General features: G+C 66.0%; 14 protein-coding genes. 8 read left to right on the top strand and 6 right to left on the bottom strand.

All coding sequences use genetic code 11. The features are described from left to right. The first annotated feature begins 3 nt into the window (after positions 1–3). Together HV766_RS10470 and HV766_RS10475 are read left to right on the top strand one after the other, a co-directional pair. On the top strand, positions 4–984 hold the full coding sequence (locus HV766_RS10470) for an ABC transporter ATP-binding protein (RefSeq protein WP_054457372.1): 981 nt from the start codon (positions 4–6) through the stop codon (positions 982–984). Further along, a complete protein-coding gene (locus HV766_RS10475) occupies positions 981–1,976 on the top strand; it encodes an ABC transporter ATP-binding protein (protein ID WP_054457369.1) in 996 nt (331 codons plus the stop codon). The genes HV766_RS10470 and HV766_RS10475 overlap by 4 nt, the downstream gene beginning before the upstream one ends. A gap of 58 nt (positions 1,977–2,034) precedes the next feature. Here the strand turns inward: HV766_RS10475 and HV766_RS10480 are convergent, their stop codons facing one another. Both HV766_RS10480 and HV766_RS10485 read right to left on the bottom strand, forming a co-directional pair. After that, entirely contained in the window at positions 2,035–2,577 is a 543-nt protein-coding gene (locus tag HV766_RS10480) for a hypothetical protein (protein ID WP_175181125.1), read from the bottom strand. Positions 2,578–2,714: 137 nt separating this feature from the next. Then, the gene (locus HV766_RS10485) at positions 2,715–3,512 is read right to left on the bottom strand and encodes an AraC family transcriptional regulator (RefSeq protein ID WP_054457365.1); all 798 of its coding nucleotides are present in this window, start codon (positions 3,510–3,512) and stop codon (positions 2,715–2,717) included. A 100-nt stretch (positions 3,513–3,612) separates the two neighbouring features. On the opposite strand from HV766_RS10485, the gene HV766_RS10490 reads away from it, so the two are divergent. The 4 genes from HV766_RS10490 to HV766_RS10505 all read left to right on the top strand — a co-directional run bounded on the left by HV766_RS10490 (position 3,613) and on the right by HV766_RS10505 (position 7,387). Continuing rightward, on the top strand, positions 3,613–4,533 hold the full coding sequence (locus tag HV766_RS10490) for a DMT family transporter (RefSeq protein WP_119449699.1): 921 nt from the start codon (positions 3,613–3,615) through the stop codon (positions 4,531–4,533). Between the two features lie 106 nt (positions 4,534–4,639). Beyond that, positions 4,640–6,313 (top strand): energy-dependent translational throttle protein EttA, encoded by a 1,674-nt coding sequence (gene ettA / locus HV766_RS10495; protein WP_054457363.1) that lies wholly within the window; start codon positions 4,640–4,642, stop codon positions 6,311–6,313. 124 nt (positions 6,314–6,437) lie between these two features. Then, entirely contained in the window at positions 6,438–6,971 is a 534-nt protein-coding gene (locus tag HV766_RS10500) for an isochorismatase family protein (protein WP_119449698.1), read from the top strand. Between the two features lie 191 nt (positions 6,972–7,162). After that, the gene (locus HV766_RS10505; protein WP_042796532.1) at positions 7,163–7,387 is read left to right on the top strand and encodes a YMGG-like glycine zipper-containing protein; all 225 of its coding nucleotides are present in this window, start codon (positions 7,163–7,165) and stop codon (positions 7,385–7,387) included. Positions 7,388–7,471: 84 nt separating this feature from the next. Here the strand turns inward: HV766_RS10505 and minE are convergent, their stop codons facing one another. The 4 genes from minE to HV766_RS10525 all read right to left on the bottom strand — a co-directional run bounded on the left by minE (position 7,472) and on the right by HV766_RS10525 (position 11,483). Then, positions 7,472–7,729 carry a cell division topological specificity factor MinE gene (gene minE / locus HV766_RS10510; protein WP_006217654.1) on the bottom strand — a complete coding sequence of 86 codons (258 nt, stop codon included), beginning with the start codon at positions 7,727–7,729 and terminating at the stop codon, positions 7,472–7,474. Between the two features lie 3 nt (positions 7,730–7,732). Beyond that, positions 7,733–8,548 (bottom strand): septum site-determining protein MinD, encoded by an 816-nt coding sequence (gene minD / locus HV766_RS10515; protein ID WP_041652327.1) that lies wholly within the window; start codon positions 8,546–8,548, stop codon positions 7,733–7,735. Between the two features lie 141 nt (positions 8,549–8,689). After that, positions 8,690–9,556 (bottom strand): septum site-determining protein MinC, encoded by an 867-nt coding sequence (minC, locus tag HV766_RS10520; RefSeq protein WP_054457360.1) that lies wholly within the window; start codon positions 9,554–9,556, stop codon positions 8,690–8,692. Between the two features lie 160 nt (positions 9,557–9,716). Next, positions 9,717–11,483, bottom strand: a complete 1,767-nt coding sequence (locus HV766_RS10525) for a glutamine--tRNA ligase/YqeY domain fusion protein (protein ID WP_054457358.1) — start codon at positions 11,481–11,483, stop codon at positions 9,717–9,719. A gap of 136 nt (positions 11,484–11,619) precedes the next feature. Here HV766_RS10525 and HV766_RS10530 point away from each other — a divergent pair, with 136 nt between their 5' ends. Then, complete coding sequence (locus HV766_RS10530) at positions 11,620–12,963, top strand: cytochrome ubiquinol oxidase subunit I (protein ID WP_054457356.1); 1,344 nt, start codon at positions 11,620–11,622, stop codon at positions 12,961–12,963. Beyond that, positions 12,960–14,012 (top strand): cytochrome d ubiquinol oxidase subunit II, encoded by a 1,053-nt coding sequence (locus HV766_RS10535; protein ID WP_054457351.1) that lies wholly within the window; start codon positions 12,960–12,962, stop codon positions 14,010–14,012. The genes HV766_RS10530 and HV766_RS10535 overlap by 4 nt, the downstream gene beginning before the upstream one ends. Position 14,013 lies beyond the last annotated feature (1 nt).

Below are 14,013 nucleotides of genomic sequence, written 5' to 3' on the forward strand. Positions count from 1 at the left end.
TACATGAGCGCATTACTAGAAGTCCGCAACCTGCGCGTGGAATTCCCCACGCGCCGCGGCACGCTGCGCGCGCTGGACGACGTGTCCTTTTCCATCCAGGCTGGCGAAGTCCTGGGCGTAGTGGGCGAATCCGGCGCAGGCAAGTCCCTGACCGGCGCATCCATCATTGGCCTCTTGGAACCGCCGGGACGTATCGCCGCGGGCGAGATCCTGCTGGCGGGCCGCCGCATCGACAACCTGCCCGACGAGCAGATGCGCCGCGTGCGCGGCCGCGAGATCGGGGCCGTGTTCCAGGACCCGCTGACCTCGTTGAACCCGCTATACACGGTGGGCCGGCAATTGGCGGAAACCATCGTGACGCACCTGGACCTGAGCTGGTCCCAGGCGCGCGAACGGGCGGTGGAGCTGCTGGCGTCGACCGGCATTCCGGCCGCGCGCGAGCGCATCGACCACTATCCTCACCAGTTCTCCGGCGGCATGCGCCAGCGCGTGGTGATTGCGCTGGCCCTGGCGGCCGAACCCAAGCTGGTGGTGGCGGACGAGCCCACGACCGCGCTGGACGTGTCGATCCAGGCGCAGATCATCGAACTGCTCAAGCGCCTGTGCCGTGAAAACGGCACGGCGGTGATGCTGATCACGCACGACATGGGTGTGATCGCCGAAACCGCCGACCGCGTTGCGGTGATGTACGCGGGCCGCGTGGCCGAGATCGGCCCGGTGGCCGACGTGATCCACAAGCCCCGCCATCCCTACACGAAGGGACTGATGGGATCGATTCCATCGCTGGAAGGACACTCCGAACGGCTGGTGCAGATCGACGGCAGCATGCCGCGCCTGAACGCCATTCCGCCGGGCTGCGCCTTCAATCCGCGCTGCGGCCAGCGCCTGCCGCGTTGCGGCGTCGAGCGCCCGGAGCTGATGGCGGCCGGGACGTCCCGCGCGGCCTGTTGGCTGCACGACAACAACGATAAGGTGGCCGCATGACGACGCCCTTGGTGGAAGTAAAGGACGCCGCGCGCTGGTTCGATGTGTCACCGCCGTGGCTGGAACGTAAGCTCGCGGGCAAGCCGCGCGTGATGCTGCGCGCCGTGGACGGGGTGTCGTTCGAGATCGCGCGCGGCGAAACGCTGGCGCTGGTGGGCGAATCGGGCTGCGGCAAATCGACCGTGGCGCGCATGCTGGTGGGGTTGTATGGCCTGACCCGCGGCGACATCCGTTTCGACGGCCAGCCGTTGTCGCGCATGTCCGAGCCAGGCGGCCGCGCCTTGCGCAAGCGCCTGCAGATGATCTTCCAGGATCCCTATGCCAGCCTGAATCCGCGCTGGCGCGTGGGCCGCATCATCGCCGAACCCATGCTGACCCACACCACGATGACGCCTGACGAGCGCAGCGCGCGCGTGGGCGAACTGCTCAAGCAGGTGGGCCTGGACCCGGCCGACCAGGGCCGCTATCCACACCAGTTTTCCGGCGGCCAGCGCCAGCGCATTTCGATCGCGCGGGCGTTGGCGGTGAATCCGGAATTCCTGGTGTGCGACGAGCCGACCTCGGCGCTGGATGTGTCGGTGCAGGCGCAGGTGCTGAACCTGATGAAGGATCTGCAGCGCAACCTGGGGCTGACCTATCTGTTCATTTCCCACAACCTGGCGGTGGTGCACCATGTGGCCGACCGGGTGGGGGTGATGTACCTGGGCCGCATGGTGGAGGTGGCGCCGCGCGACGAGCTGTTCGCGCGGCCTCGCCATCCGTACACGCGCATGCTGCTGGAGGCCATTCCCGACATCAACGGCGCGGGCAAGCCGCGCACCGCGGTGGCGGGCGAGGTGCCCAATCCGCTGAATCCGCCGTCGGGCTGCACCTTTCATCCGCGCTGTCCGCATGCGAACGAGCGTTGCAAGTCAGAGGCGCCAGTGGCAATGGCCGCGGGAGTGTCGGTGGTGGCCTGCCACGCGGTGCAGGAAGGGCGGATCTCGGTCTGATCCGCGGACGGCGCGGTTGCGCGGCCATGCCGGCCGCAACCCGCCGCCCGGCCGCGCTTCAGTGGCGGTGGTTGTGGTCGTGAGAATGATCGTGGCCGTGGCCATCCGCATCATCCTCATCGTCCTCATCCGCTTCGTCCTCGTCGTCCTCGTCGTCCTCCGCGTCCGGGTCCTCCGGTACGGGTTCTTCCGTCAGGGCAAACGGCAGCACGTCTTCCAGATTGTCGGACCATGCGGACTCTTCGCCGTCGTGGTCCAGCTTGATGAAGCGCTCGCCTTCGTTCAGCGAGATCTCGATGGCCCAGAGGTAGAGACAGTCGTAGGTGTCGTCGTCGGACTGGGACAGGCCGCCGCGATTGCCCAGCAGGCGGGCGCCGGCGCCGCCCAGCTGCACGTGGGTCTGGTCTTCGTCGGGCTTGGCGTTTTCGTCCATGGGCACGCCATAGGTTACCCATTCGGTGCCATCATCGCCCAGCACCACTTCGGCCAGCACGGGCTTGCCCAGATAGGCGCTCAAGGCGTCGGCGGTCTTGGCCAGCATGTCCAGCTCGGCGGTGCTGAAATGGGTCAAGGAGGCGGGGGGAGTGGCGGAGGCAGACATGAAGGGGTTCCTGGGCGCGATGAAGCCGCGACGGCACGGCAAGATTCGGGCCCGCTGGCAGGCCCTGGCTACAGCCGTATTGTCTCGCGATCGGCCGCGCCTTGCATCAGGCGCTTGGATGACGCGGTTTTCCGGGGTCAGGGCGCGGGTGCGCCGCCCTGGCTGCGCCTACGCGCGTTGTCGGGCGATTGACCTGTAAGCCGCTGGAACATGGCGATGAAGGCCGACGGCGTGCTGTAACCAAGCTCGCGCGCCACAGATTGGACCGGCCGGCCCGCGTCCAGCATGCCCAGGGCGCTGACCACGCGCAGCCGCAGACGCCATTCATTGAACGACATGCCGAGGCGCTGCTGGCAGTGGCGCAGCAGCGTGCGCTCGGTGATGCCGGCCGTGGCTGCCCAGTGCGCGGCGCCGCGCTTATCGCCTGGACTGTGCTGCAGCGCCGACAGGATGGGTGCCAGCAACGGGTCGGAGGTGGAGGGCAGGTAGCTGGCGTAAGCCCGAGCCTGGCGGACCTGGTCGATGACGATCTGCGCCATGCGCCGGTCTTCCGGCGTATCCGGATAGCTGATGCCGCGCTGCTCGAAGTCGCCCAGGATCGCGCGCATGACCGGGCTGATCTCGAGCGTGCACGGTTCCGTGGGCAGGCCGGCGCAGGCCGCGGCGGGGATGTCGATGCAGGCGTAGTGCACTTCGCCTTCGTTCTGGCAGCAATGCTCGACATGCGGCGGTATCCAGATGGCGTACTGCGGCGGCGACAGGTAGGTGACGCCGCGTATGCCGATTTCCATGATGCCGGAGATGGCGAAGTTCAGTTCCGCCCAGGGCGAGCTGTGGCGCTTCATGCCGGAACGCGGCGTGAAATGCAGGATGCGGCAAGCCAGCGGGTAGGGCAGGTGGCTGGCCAGCGTGGGCGCGGAATCGATGGCGGACATGTCGGAACTTCGTCTGGTTTTGTCTGTTTTTCATTATATACATCAGGTCAGACAGATCCTACACTGGCCCTGTCTCCTCTACGCCTGTGCATTGCCCCTCATGACCCGCGCTTCCTCTCCGCATGTTCCCGCCCGTTATCTGCTTTATCCGTTGCTGGCAGCCTTGATCTGGTCGGTCAACATGATCGTCACCAAGATGGCGGCCAGCGCCATCGCGCCGGCCGCCATCGGCTTCTACCGCTGGGCCCTGGCCGGGGTGGTGCTGACGCCGTTCGTGCTGCCGGGCGTCTGGGCGCAGCGCCGCCAGATCCTGCCCCACCTGCCCAAACTGGCGGTGCTGGGCGGCTTGGGCATGGCCCTGTACCAGGGCCTGGCCTATGTGGCGGCCGCCAGCACCACGGCGACCAATATGGGCATCATCACGGCGATGATTCCGCTGATGACCATCGCGGTGGTGGCGCTGCTGCTGCGCGAACTGCCCTCGGTCATGGCCATGCTGGGTGGGCTGCTGTCGCTGGCGGGCCTGGCGCTACTGATCGGCGAGGGCGATCCCGCCCGCCTGCTTGAAGTGGGCGCCAACCGCGGCGATCTGCTGATGGGCGTGGGCGCGCTGGCCTATGCGCTGTACGGCGTGCTGCTGCGCCGCTGGGCACTGCCGGTGGGACCGTGGCAGTCGCTGTATGTGCAGGTCGCTTTCGGCGTGCTGTTCCAGCTGCCCGCTTTCCTGATGGCGCCGCCTTCACCGCTAAACGGCGACAACCTGCCCCTGGTGCTGTATGCGGCGGTATTCCCGTCGTTGTTCGCGCCCTTCCTGTGGATGCAGGGCGTCAAGCACCTGGGCCCCAACCGCGCCAGCATTTTCCTCAACCTCATGCCGGTGGCCACGGTGGCGATCGCGGCCGTGTTCCTGGACGAAAAGCCCCATCTGTTCCACATCGTCGGCGGGGCGATGGCGCTGGCTGGCGTGATGCTGGCGCAAATGCGCGCCGGCGGCCGGGCGACGCGGCCCAAGGCCGCCTGAAGGGCCGGGTACGCCGCAAGGGCCGGCCATTTGGCGGCGGACATACGCGGGTCAGGGTTCCGGCCTACAATCGACGGTTCATCAGCTATATCTCCTATACGAGCCCATGGCCCAATACGTCTACACCATGAACCGCGTCGGCAAGATCGTGCCGCCCAAGCGGCAGATCCTGCGCGACATTTCGCTTTCGTTTTTTCCTGGCGCCAAGATCGGCGTGCTGGGCCTGAACGGCTCGGGCAAGTCGACGCTGCTGAAGATCATGGCCGGCGTCGATAAGGAAATCGAAGGCGAAGCCATCCCCATGCCGGGCCTGAACATCGGCTACCTGCCGCAGGAACCGCAGCTCAACCCCGAGCACACGGTGCGCCAGTCGGTGGAAGAGGGCCTGGGCGCCGTCGTCTCGGCCAAGAAGCGCCTGGACGAGGTCTATGCCGCCTACGCCGAGCCGGATGCGGATTTCGACGCGCTGGCCGCCGAGCAGGCCGAGCTTGAGGCCATCATCGCCGCCGCCGCCTCCAGCGGCGCCGACGACATCGAACACCAGATGGAAATCGCTGCCGACGCGCTGCGCCTGCCGCCCTGGGACGCCATCGTCGGCAAGCTGTCCGGCGGTGAAAAGCGCCGCGTGGCGCTGTGCCGCCTGTTGCTGTCCAAACCCGACATGCTGCTGCTGGACGAACCCACCAACCACCTGGACGCCGAAAGCGTGGAGTGGCTGGAGCAGTTCCTGCACAAGTTCCCCGGCACCGTGGTGGGCGTGACCCACGATCGCTACTTCCTGGACAACGCGGCCGAATGGATCCTGGAACTGGACCGCGGTTATGGCATTCCCTGGAAGGGCAACTACAGCTCGTGGCTGGAGCAGAAGGAAGATCGCCTGAAGCAGGAAGAGGCGTCGGAGTCCGCCCGCCAGAAGACCATCAAGAAGGAACTGGAGTGGGTGCGCCAGAACCCGAAGGGCCGCCAGGCCAAGGCCAAGGCGCGTCTGGCCCGCTTCGAGGAACTGTCGTCCTACGAATACCAGAAGCGCAATGAAACCCAGGAAATCTTCATTCCCGTGGGCGAGCGCCTGGGCAACGAGGTCATCGAATTCAACAACGTCAGCAAGGCCTATGGCGACCGCCTGCTGATCGACAACCTCAGCTTCAAGGTGCCGCCCGGCGCCATCGTCGGCATCATCGGCGCCAACGGCGCCGGTAAGTCCACGCTGTTCCGCATGATCGCGGGCCGCGAGCAGCCGGATTCGGGCGAGGTCAACATCGGCCAGACCGTCAAGCTGGCCTATGTCGACCAGTCGCGCGATGCGCTGGAAGACAAGAAGACCGTGTTCGACGCGGTGGCCGACGGCGCCGACCTGCTCACGGTGGGCAAGTTCGAAATGTCGTCGCGCGCCTATCTGGGCCGCTTCAACTTCAAGGGCGGCGACCAGAACAAGGTCGTGGGCCAGCTGTCCGGCGGTGAACGCGGCCGCCTGCACATGGCCAAGACGCTGATCGCCGGCGGCAACGTGCTGCTGCTGGACGAACCGTCCAACGACCTCGACGTCGAAACGCTGCGCGCGCTGGAAGATGCATTGCTGGAGTTCCCCGGCAGCGTCATGGTCATCAGCCACGATCGCTGGTTCCTGGACCGGATCGCCACGCACATCCTGGCCTTCGAAGGCGACTCGCAAGTCGTGTTCTTCGATGGCAACTACCAGGAATATGAAGCCGACAAGAAGCGCCGCCTGGGCGAAGAGGGCGCCAAGCCCAAGCGCCTGCGCTACAAGGCCCTGAAGTAATCGGCGCCTGAAAACGATCCCGGCCTCGCGCCGGGATTTTTTTTGCCGGAGGTATGCTAAGGGCTGTTCAAGGCTTCGTTCTGCGTGAGCCTGCCTTGAGGACATCTTCCAGGAGCACCGCGCAATGTTGTTGTCCGCTACCGATTCCACCCTGCTGATCGTCGACATGCAGGGGCGCCTGATGCCCGTCATCCATGACAACGAGGCGGTGCTTCACGCCGCGCACAAGCTCGCGCAGGCTGCGCGACTGCTGGACGTGCCGGTGGTGGCTACCGAGCACCACGCCAAGATGCTGGGGACCACCGTGGAGCCGCTGCGCGAGCAAGTCCAGAGCGCCTTCCAGAAAATGCACTTCTCTTCGGCGCTGGAGCCGGGCTTTGAGGCCTGGTTGCCGGCCGCGCGCAAGACCATCCTGGTGGCGGGCTGCGAGGCGCACATCTGCGTGCTGCAAACCGTGATCGGCTTGATTGACCTGGGCTACCACGCGGTGCTGGTGGCGGATGCGGCGGGCTCGCGCAAGCCGGCCGATCATCACGCGGCGTTGCGCCGCGCGCGTGCGCATGGCGCTGAAATCGTCACGTCCGAGATGGCGATATTCGAGTGGATGCGCACTTGTGAACACCCGCGCTTCCGCGAGGTGTTACGTCTGGTCAAATAGCGGCCGCGCGCTGCAACAATGTCCCTGGGGCGCGCAAAGATTAACTCGCCCTTTGACACAATTCATGGGCAAACTTCACAGCCAGGGCAAGAATATTTTGCGATCCTGAAGGTTCCAGGCCCTTATGGGCGCCGCGCGCTCGCATCCAGTTTCATGCGCGGCTCCCGGGTACGAGAATAGGAACCACAAATATGAAAATCGCATCTCTCTCCAAAATCTGTGTCGCGCTGGCGATGACCGCCGCCATGGCTGGGTGCTCTTCGTGGGACGGCATGAGCCATCGCCAGAAGAGCGCCGTCGGCGGCGCTGCGCTGGGCGGCGTGGCAGGCGCTGTGATCACCAACGGCGGCATCCTCGGAACGGTGGGCGGAGCGGCGATCGGCGGCGTCATCGGCGATCAGGTCGGCAAGCGCTAAGCGTCCGTCGCCCCGAAGCAAATGCCCGGCATCGCCGGGCATTTTTTTTGATTGTGATGCGCGCCAGGGGCGCGCACAGCCGCATCAGGTCTCGTTCTGCGGCATTTCGATCTTGACCTCCAGGACCTCCAGCGTGTCCTGGCGTTCCAGGTGCACCTTGATGTCCTCGGGGTTGATCTTCACGTATTTCGAAATGACGGCGATAAGCTCCTGCTGCAACTGCGGCAGGTAATCGGGCGAGTCGCCGCGGCCCCGCTCGTGGGCCAGGATGATCTGCAACCGTTCCTTGGCGACGGATGCGGAGGTCTTCTTTTGACCAAGCAGAAACGACAGGAAGGACATTGCTTACTTGCCTCCGAACAGGCGTTTCAGGAAACCGGGCTTTTCATAGTCGGTAAAGCGCAGGGCCTTGTCTTCGCCAAGGTAACGGGCCACGACGTCCTTGTAGGCTTCGGAAACGTCGGTGTCTCTGAGGTGGATGGCCGGCAGGCCCTGGTTCGACGCTTGCAGCACCGCTTCGGATTCGGGGATCACGCCGATCAGCTTGATGCGCAGGATGTCCTCGATGTCGCCCAGCGACAGCATTTCGCCGTCGACCACGCGCTTGGGGCTGTAGCGCGTCAGCAGCAGGTATTCCTTGACCGGTTCATCGCCTTCCACGGCGCGCTTGGACTTGGCGGCGAGGATGCCCAGGATGCGGTCGGAGTCGCGCACCGACGAGACTTCCGGGTTGGTCACGACCAGCGCGTCGTCGGCGAAATAGGCGGCCATCAGCGCGCCCGTTTCGATGCCGGCGGGCGAGTCGCAGACGATGTAGTCAAAGCCCATGCCCTTGAGGTCATTGATGACCTTTTCCACGCCTTCCTGCGTCAGCGCGTCTTTGTCGCGCGTCTGCGAGGCGGGCAGGATGAACAGGTTTTCGAGCTGCTTGTCCTTGATGAGAGCCTGGTTGAGCGTGGCTTCGCCCTGGATCACGTTGACGAAGTCGTACACGACGCGACGTTCGCAGCCCATGATCAGGTCGAGGTTGCGCAGGCCGACATCGAAGTCGATGACAGCGGTCTTGTGGCCCCGCATCGCGAGTCCCGCAGAAAAACTGGCGCTGGTCGTGGTTTTGCCCACGCCGCCTTTGCCGGAAGTCACCACAACAATGCGTGTCATGACGATCAAACCCTTATGTTCGAATAAATCGCGTTATCGTAAAGCAAAAAGCCCTTGTAAGGCTTCTTACAGGATGTGTTGAAATTTGCGCGGGTGTCTGCGCGTGCGCATTGGCCGCCGCTGGCGGCCAGATTCCGGATATCAAGCCTTGAGGGCTTCGATGCGCAGCGTGTCGCCGTCCAGGCGGACCAGCGCGGGCTGGTTCTGCAGCGTGCGGTCCAGCTTGTCCTCGACCACGCGGTACACGCCGGCCACGGCCAGCAGCTCGGCGTCCAGGTGGGTCGTGAAAATGCGCGCGGAGGTATCGCCGCGTGCGCCGGCCATGGCCTTGCCGCGCAACGGGCCGTAGACGTGGATGTTGCCGTCGGCAATGACTTCGGCGCCCTGGCTCACCATGCCGATCACCACCAGGTCCGTGTGGCGCGCGTAGACGCGCTGGCCGGAACGCAGCGGCTTGGTAATGACCAGCGCCGATGACGAGTGCGGCGCGGCGGGCGTGGGACTGGAGGCCGAGGTGGTGTTGCTGGCTGCGCGCGCGGGCAGCGGTTCGCCCGCGGGTTTGTCGGCGGGCGCTTCCGGTTCGGCGGCTGCTTCGGTGGGAGCTGCCGCGGTTTCGATCGCGGCGGCCGGCACAGAAGGCACCGGCGTGGAGACGTCGTTGGGCGGCGCGGTGTCGATCACTGGCGCGGGTCGGGCCGCGGGCGTGGACAGTTCAACCGGAGTGAGGCCCGCCGCGCGCGCGGATTCCAGATTGGCGCCTTCGGCGACCACGCCGATGGGAGGCAGGTTATGGCCGCGCAATGCCGCCACCAGGGCGGTCCAATCGATTTTTTCCTCGACGCGGCTGGCGTCGACGACCACGGGTTCGTTTTCGAAGAAGCTGCCGGCATCGGCCATGCGCTTGGCCAGGGCGGCGTTCAGGCGTTCGGGGTCGGCGCTGTGCAGGACCACCCGGATGGCATAGAGGGTGGCGCTTTTGAAGTCCAGGGCTAGGGATTCAGTGTTCATCTTGATTGTGGCTGGCGGTCTTGGGGCCGGGAAACGGCGGGCTCGACCGGCTGCGGGGTTCGGGGGATGATAACCCGCCCAGGGGCCGCATGCGCAGGGGGCGGACCCAAAGAAAAAGGCGCCTTTCGGCGCCTATTTCCGGCAATGCGCGCGCGGCGCGTCAGCCTTGCGCCCAGGAGTCGCGCAGGGTCACGATGCGGTTGAGCACCGGCGCTTCGGGGCTGGATTCCTTCAGGTCGGCCGTGAAGTAGCCCAGGCGTTCGAACTGCCAGGTGGCGCCCGGCGTGGCGACGGTGCCCGGCTCCAGCCAGGCCGTGACGGTCAGCTTGGAATTCGGGTTCAGGCAGGCCAGGAAATCCTTGTCGCCGCCGTCCGGACGCGCGTCGGCGAACAGGCGGTCGTACAGGTGGATCTGGGCGGGCACCGCATGGGCCGCGCTGACCCAGGTGATGTTGCCCTTGACCTTGACGCTGTCGGCGCCCGGCGTGCCGCTCTTGGTTTCCGGCAGGTATTCGGCCTGGACCTCGATGACCTCGCCGGCTTCGTTCTTGGTGAAGCCGGTGCAGCGCACCACGTAGCCGTATTTCAGGCGCACGGTATTGCCCGGGAACAGGCGGAAGTACTTCTTGGGCGCTTCTTCGCGGAAGTCGTCGCGTTCGATCCAGAGTTCGCGCGACAGCGGGAACTCGCGCACGCCGGCTTCGGGATCGTGCGGGTTGCGCGGCGCGGTGCAGATCTCGGTCTGGCCTTCCGGGTAGTTGGTGATGACCAGCTTGAGCGGGTCCAGCACGGCCACCGAGCGCGGGGCGACCGGGTCCAGGTCGTCGCGCACTGCCTGCTCCAGCAGGCTGTAGTCGATGCGCGAGTCGGACTTGGACACGGCGGTGCGGTCGCAGAACAGGCGGATCGAGGAGGGCGTGTAGCCGCGCCGGCGCAGGCCGAAGATGGTCGGCATGCGGGGATCGTCCCAGCCGTCCACGTGGCCTTCGCGCACCAGTTGCAGCAGCTTGCGCTTGCTGGTGACGACGTAGCTCACGTTCAGGCGTGCGAATTCGTACTGGTGGGGCAGCGGCTGCGCCAGCTTGCCGAGTTCGGCCAGGCGCGCCAGGATCCAATCGTAGAACGGACGCTGGTCTTCGAATTCCAGCGTGCAGACGCTGTGCGTGATGCCTTCCAGCGCGTCTTCGACCGGGTGCGCCCAGCTGTACATCGGGTAGATGCACCACTGGTCGCCGGTGCGGTGATGGTGGGCGTGGCGCACGCGGTACATGACCGGGTCGCGCAGGTTGATGTTGGGCGAAGCCATGTTGATCTTCGCGCGCAGCACCAGGCTGCCGTCCGGATGCTTGCCGTCGCGCATTTCGCGCAGCAGCGTCAGCGACTCGGCGGCCGGGCGGTTGCGCCAGGGCGAGTCGGTGCCGGGTTCGGTCAGCGTGCCGCGGTTGGCGCGGATCTCTTCGGGGCTTTGCTCGTCGACGTAGGCGTGGCCGGCCTCGACCAAGGCCTCGGCGAACTCGTACATGTAGCCGAAGTAGTCGCTGGCGAAGTACAGGTTGTCATTGCCGTCGGCCTTCCAGTCGAAGCCCAGCCAGTGCACGGCCTCGATGATGGCGTCGACGTATTCCTGGTCTTCCTTTTCCGGATTGGTGTCGTCAAAGCGCAGATGGCAGACGCCGCCGAAATCGCGGGCCAGCCCGAAGTTCACGCAGATGCTCTTGGCGTGGCCGAGGTGCAGGTAGCCGTTGGGCTCCGGCGGGAAGCGCGTGCGGATGCGGGCCGAATCCAGTCCGCCTTGTTGTTGCAAGGCCGCCGGGCCAGGCTTGCCCGCCCAACGCTTGCCTGCGAAGCGCTGGGCTTCGAGGTCGTCTTGAACGATGTTGAGCAGGAAATTTGATGCGGCAGGGGTCGGCGTCGTGGCGGAGGTCATTCTTGAAAGAATAGGAAAAAGCAGCGACAAAGAGTCAATTTTGCCACGTTCCGCAGGCGGGGCCTTTTTGCTGCCGGTGCAACCGGTTTCAAACTGTCCCCACAGTCATGTAACTGGCTCTACACTACGGGCCATCATGGACATATCCACGTTATCCCTGGCCCGCACGCAGTTCGTGGCCAGCCTGAGCTTTCTGGCGTTTTTCCTGGCCTTCTCCCTGGCGCTCGCCTGGGTACTGCTGTTCTTCAAGATCAGGGCGCGCTGGTCCGGCCAGGGCGGCTGGACCGCCGCGTACCGCTTCTGGGTGCGGATATTCGCCCTGGCCTTCGTGCTGACGCTGGCGGCCAGCGTGCCGGTGCTGATCCAGCTGGGCAGCCTGTGGGCCGGCCTGATGGACAAGATCGGCAACGTGGCAGGCCCCTTGCTTGGCTACGCCATTCTCTCGGTCTTCATCCTCAAATCCTGTTTCCTGGGCGTCATGCTGTTCGGCCAACGCCGTGTGTCGGACGGCGCCCACACGCTGGCCGTGCTGATGGTGGCGGTGGGGCAGCTGGTGGCGGTGTTCTGGGTGCTCGCGCTGCAATCCTGGATGCAGACGCCGGACGGCGCGCTGCTGGTCGATGGACGCTATCAGGTCTATGACTGGATGGCCGTGGTGCTGAATCCCTCCGTGGGCTGGCGCATGGCGGTGGTGATGGTGGGTGCGGCGCTGGCCGCCGCGTTCCTGATGATGGGCGTGACGGCGCTGCAGGCCCTGCGGCGTCCGCTGGGCGACGGCGAGCGCAACGCGTTCAAGACCGCGCTGGTGGTCGCCGTGGTGGGGGCTTTCATGCAGTTGCCGGTCGCGACCGGCGCCGGGCAGATGATTGCCAAGCTGCAGCCCGCCAAGGCCGCCGCCGCCGCGGGCTATTGGGAAAGCGGCGCGGAGCCGCAACTGGTGCTGTTCGCCTGGCCCGATGCGCGCGCCCATACCAACGTGGCCGACGTGACCCTGCGCAACATGGGTGGGATGTGGCTGCACCGCAACCAGGACGGCACCTACCGCGGCCTGGACAAGTATTCAGGCATGCTGCCGCCGGTGGCGCTGACCTTCTGGTCGTTGCGCGTGGCGGCAGGGCTGGGCTTGCTGATGCTGGCCGTGGCCTGCGTGACCTTCCTGTGGACGTTCCGGCGCGGGCTGGACCCGTCCACGCTGCCGCCGTGGTGGCAGCGGGTGCTGTGCGGCATGATGTTCTCCGGCGCCATCGCCGTCGTGGCCGGGTGGTGGGTATCCATCCTGGGCTTGCAGCCGTTCGCGGTGAACGGCACCGTCACGCAGTCCGAGGTGCTGGGCATCGTGGCCTCCAGCACCGTGCTGTACGGGTTGATCGGCTATGGCGTGCTGTACCTGCTGCTGCTTGCGGCGTTCGTCGGCATGCTGTTCCACGCGGCGCGCTATGGCGTCGTGCCCGTGCGCAAACTGGCTGGAGGTACGCCATGATCGCCATGCTGGCCGCCTCCCAGGGCCTCAACCCCGACGATCCCTCTTTCTGGATGCCGCTGGCCTTCATGGCGCTACTGTTCGTGGTGATTGCCGCGGGCATGGTGCTGGACGGTTTCGACCTGGGCGTGGGCATCCTGCTGCAACTGGCGCCGGAACACGAGCGCGGCCGCATGATGAGCCTGCTGAGCCCGTGGCGCGACGCCAATGAGTTCTGGCTGCTGCTGGGCATGGGCCTGTTCGCGGCGGCGTTCCCGTTCGCCTGGGGCGCGGTGCTGGGCAAGCTCTACGGACCGCTCACCTGCATGGTGCTGGGCGTGGTGTTGCGCAGCGTCTCGTTCGAGTTCCGCATCCGCGCGCGCAACGAAATGAAGCCGCGCTGGATCTTCGGCTTCTGGGCGGGGTCGCTGATCACCGCTTTCGGCCAGGGCATGCTGCTGGGCCGCATCGCCACCGGCTACCAGTCCGATGCCGGCTACGGCTGGTTCTCCATGTTCGTCGGCCTGTGCGCGGTGGCGGCCTATGTGCTGCTGGGCGCGTCCTGGCTGGTCATGCGGGTGGACGGCGATCTGCAGCGCCGCGCCGCCAACTGGGCCCGCCACGCCATCCGCTGGACGGCGGTGGGCATGGTGGCCATCGCGGTCACGCTGGGTCTGGCCAACGCGGGTATCTTCTACAAATGGAGCAACATCGCCCACCTGAGCCTGGCGGCGACGGTCTGGGTGCTGATGCTGGCGGGTTTCGTCGCAGCCGAAATGCTGCTGGCGCGGTTGCCGGGCAAGGCCGACCGTTTCAGCTGGCTGCCGTTCGTGCTGTGCGTGGCGCTGTTCCTGCTGATGCTCAGCGGCCTGGCCTACAGCCTGTTCCCCTACCTGATCCTGGACGACATGACGCTGTGGGACGGCGCGGGCGCGCTGGGTTCGATGCGCCTGGTGCTGGCCGGGGCGGTGGTGGGCATACCGGTGGTGCTGGTGTTCAACATCCTGGCGTACCGCTCGGTGTTCGGCAAGGAACGCGCCCCGGTGCCGCTGCTGCCGCCGCCGAGCTGAT

It is taken from the genome of Achromobacter aegrifaciens (assembly GCF_902859735.1).
Lineage (GTDB): Bacteria > Pseudomonadota > Gammaproteobacteria > Burkholderiales > Burkholderiaceae_B > Achromobacter > Achromobacter aegrifaciens.

Bases quoted from the DNA above. Each gene is read 5' to 3' on its own strand.
- HV766_RS10470 (WP_054457372.1), top strand. From the start codon at position 4: ATGAGCGCATTACTAGAAGTCCGCAACCTGCGCGTGGAATTCCCCACG.
- HV766_RS10475 (WP_054457369.1), top strand. From the start codon at position 981: ATGACGACGCCCTTGGTGGAAGTAAAGGACGCCGCGCGCTGGTTCGAT.
- HV766_RS10480 (WP_175181125.1), bottom strand. From the start codon at position 2,577: ATGTCTGCCTCCGCCACTCCCCCCGCCTCCTTGACCCATTTCAGCACC.
- HV766_RS10485 (WP_054457365.1), bottom strand. From the start codon at position 3,512: ATGTCCGCCATCGATTCCGCGCCCACGCTGGCCAGCCACCTGCCCTAC.
- HV766_RS10490 (WP_119449699.1), top strand. From the start codon at position 3,613: ATGACCCGCGCTTCCTCTCCGCATGTTCCCGCCCGTTATCTGCTTTAT.
- ettA (WP_054457363.1), top strand. From the start codon at position 4,640: ATGGCCCAATACGTCTACACCATGAACCGCGTCGGCAAGATCGTGCCG.
- HV766_RS10500 (WP_119449698.1), top strand. From the start codon at position 6,438: ATGTTGTTGTCCGCTACCGATTCCACCCTGCTGATCGTCGACATGCAG.
- HV766_RS10505 (WP_042796532.1), top strand. From the start codon at position 7,163: ATGAAAATCGCATCTCTCTCCAAAATCTGTGTCGCGCTGGCGATGACC.
- minE (WP_006217654.1), bottom strand. From the start codon at position 7,729: ATGTCCTTCCTGTCGTTTCTGCTTGGTCAAAAGAAGACCTCCGCATCC.
- minD (WP_041652327.1), bottom strand. From the start codon at position 8,548: ATGACACGCATTGTTGTGGTGACTTCCGGCAAAGGCGGCGTGGGCAAA.
- minC (WP_054457360.1), bottom strand. From the start codon at position 9,556: ATGAACACTGAATCCCTAGCCCTGGACTTCAAAAGCGCCACCCTCTAT.
- HV766_RS10525 (WP_054457358.1), bottom strand. From the start codon at position 11,483: ATGACCTCCGCCACGACGCCGACCCCTGCCGCATCAAATTTCCTGCTC.
- HV766_RS10530 (WP_054457356.1), top strand. From the start codon at position 11,620: ATGGACATATCCACGTTATCCCTGGCCCGCACGCAGTTCGTGGCCAGC.
- HV766_RS10535 (WP_054457351.1), top strand. From the start codon at position 12,960: ATGATCGCCATGCTGGCCGCCTCCCAGGGCCTCAACCCCGACGATCCC.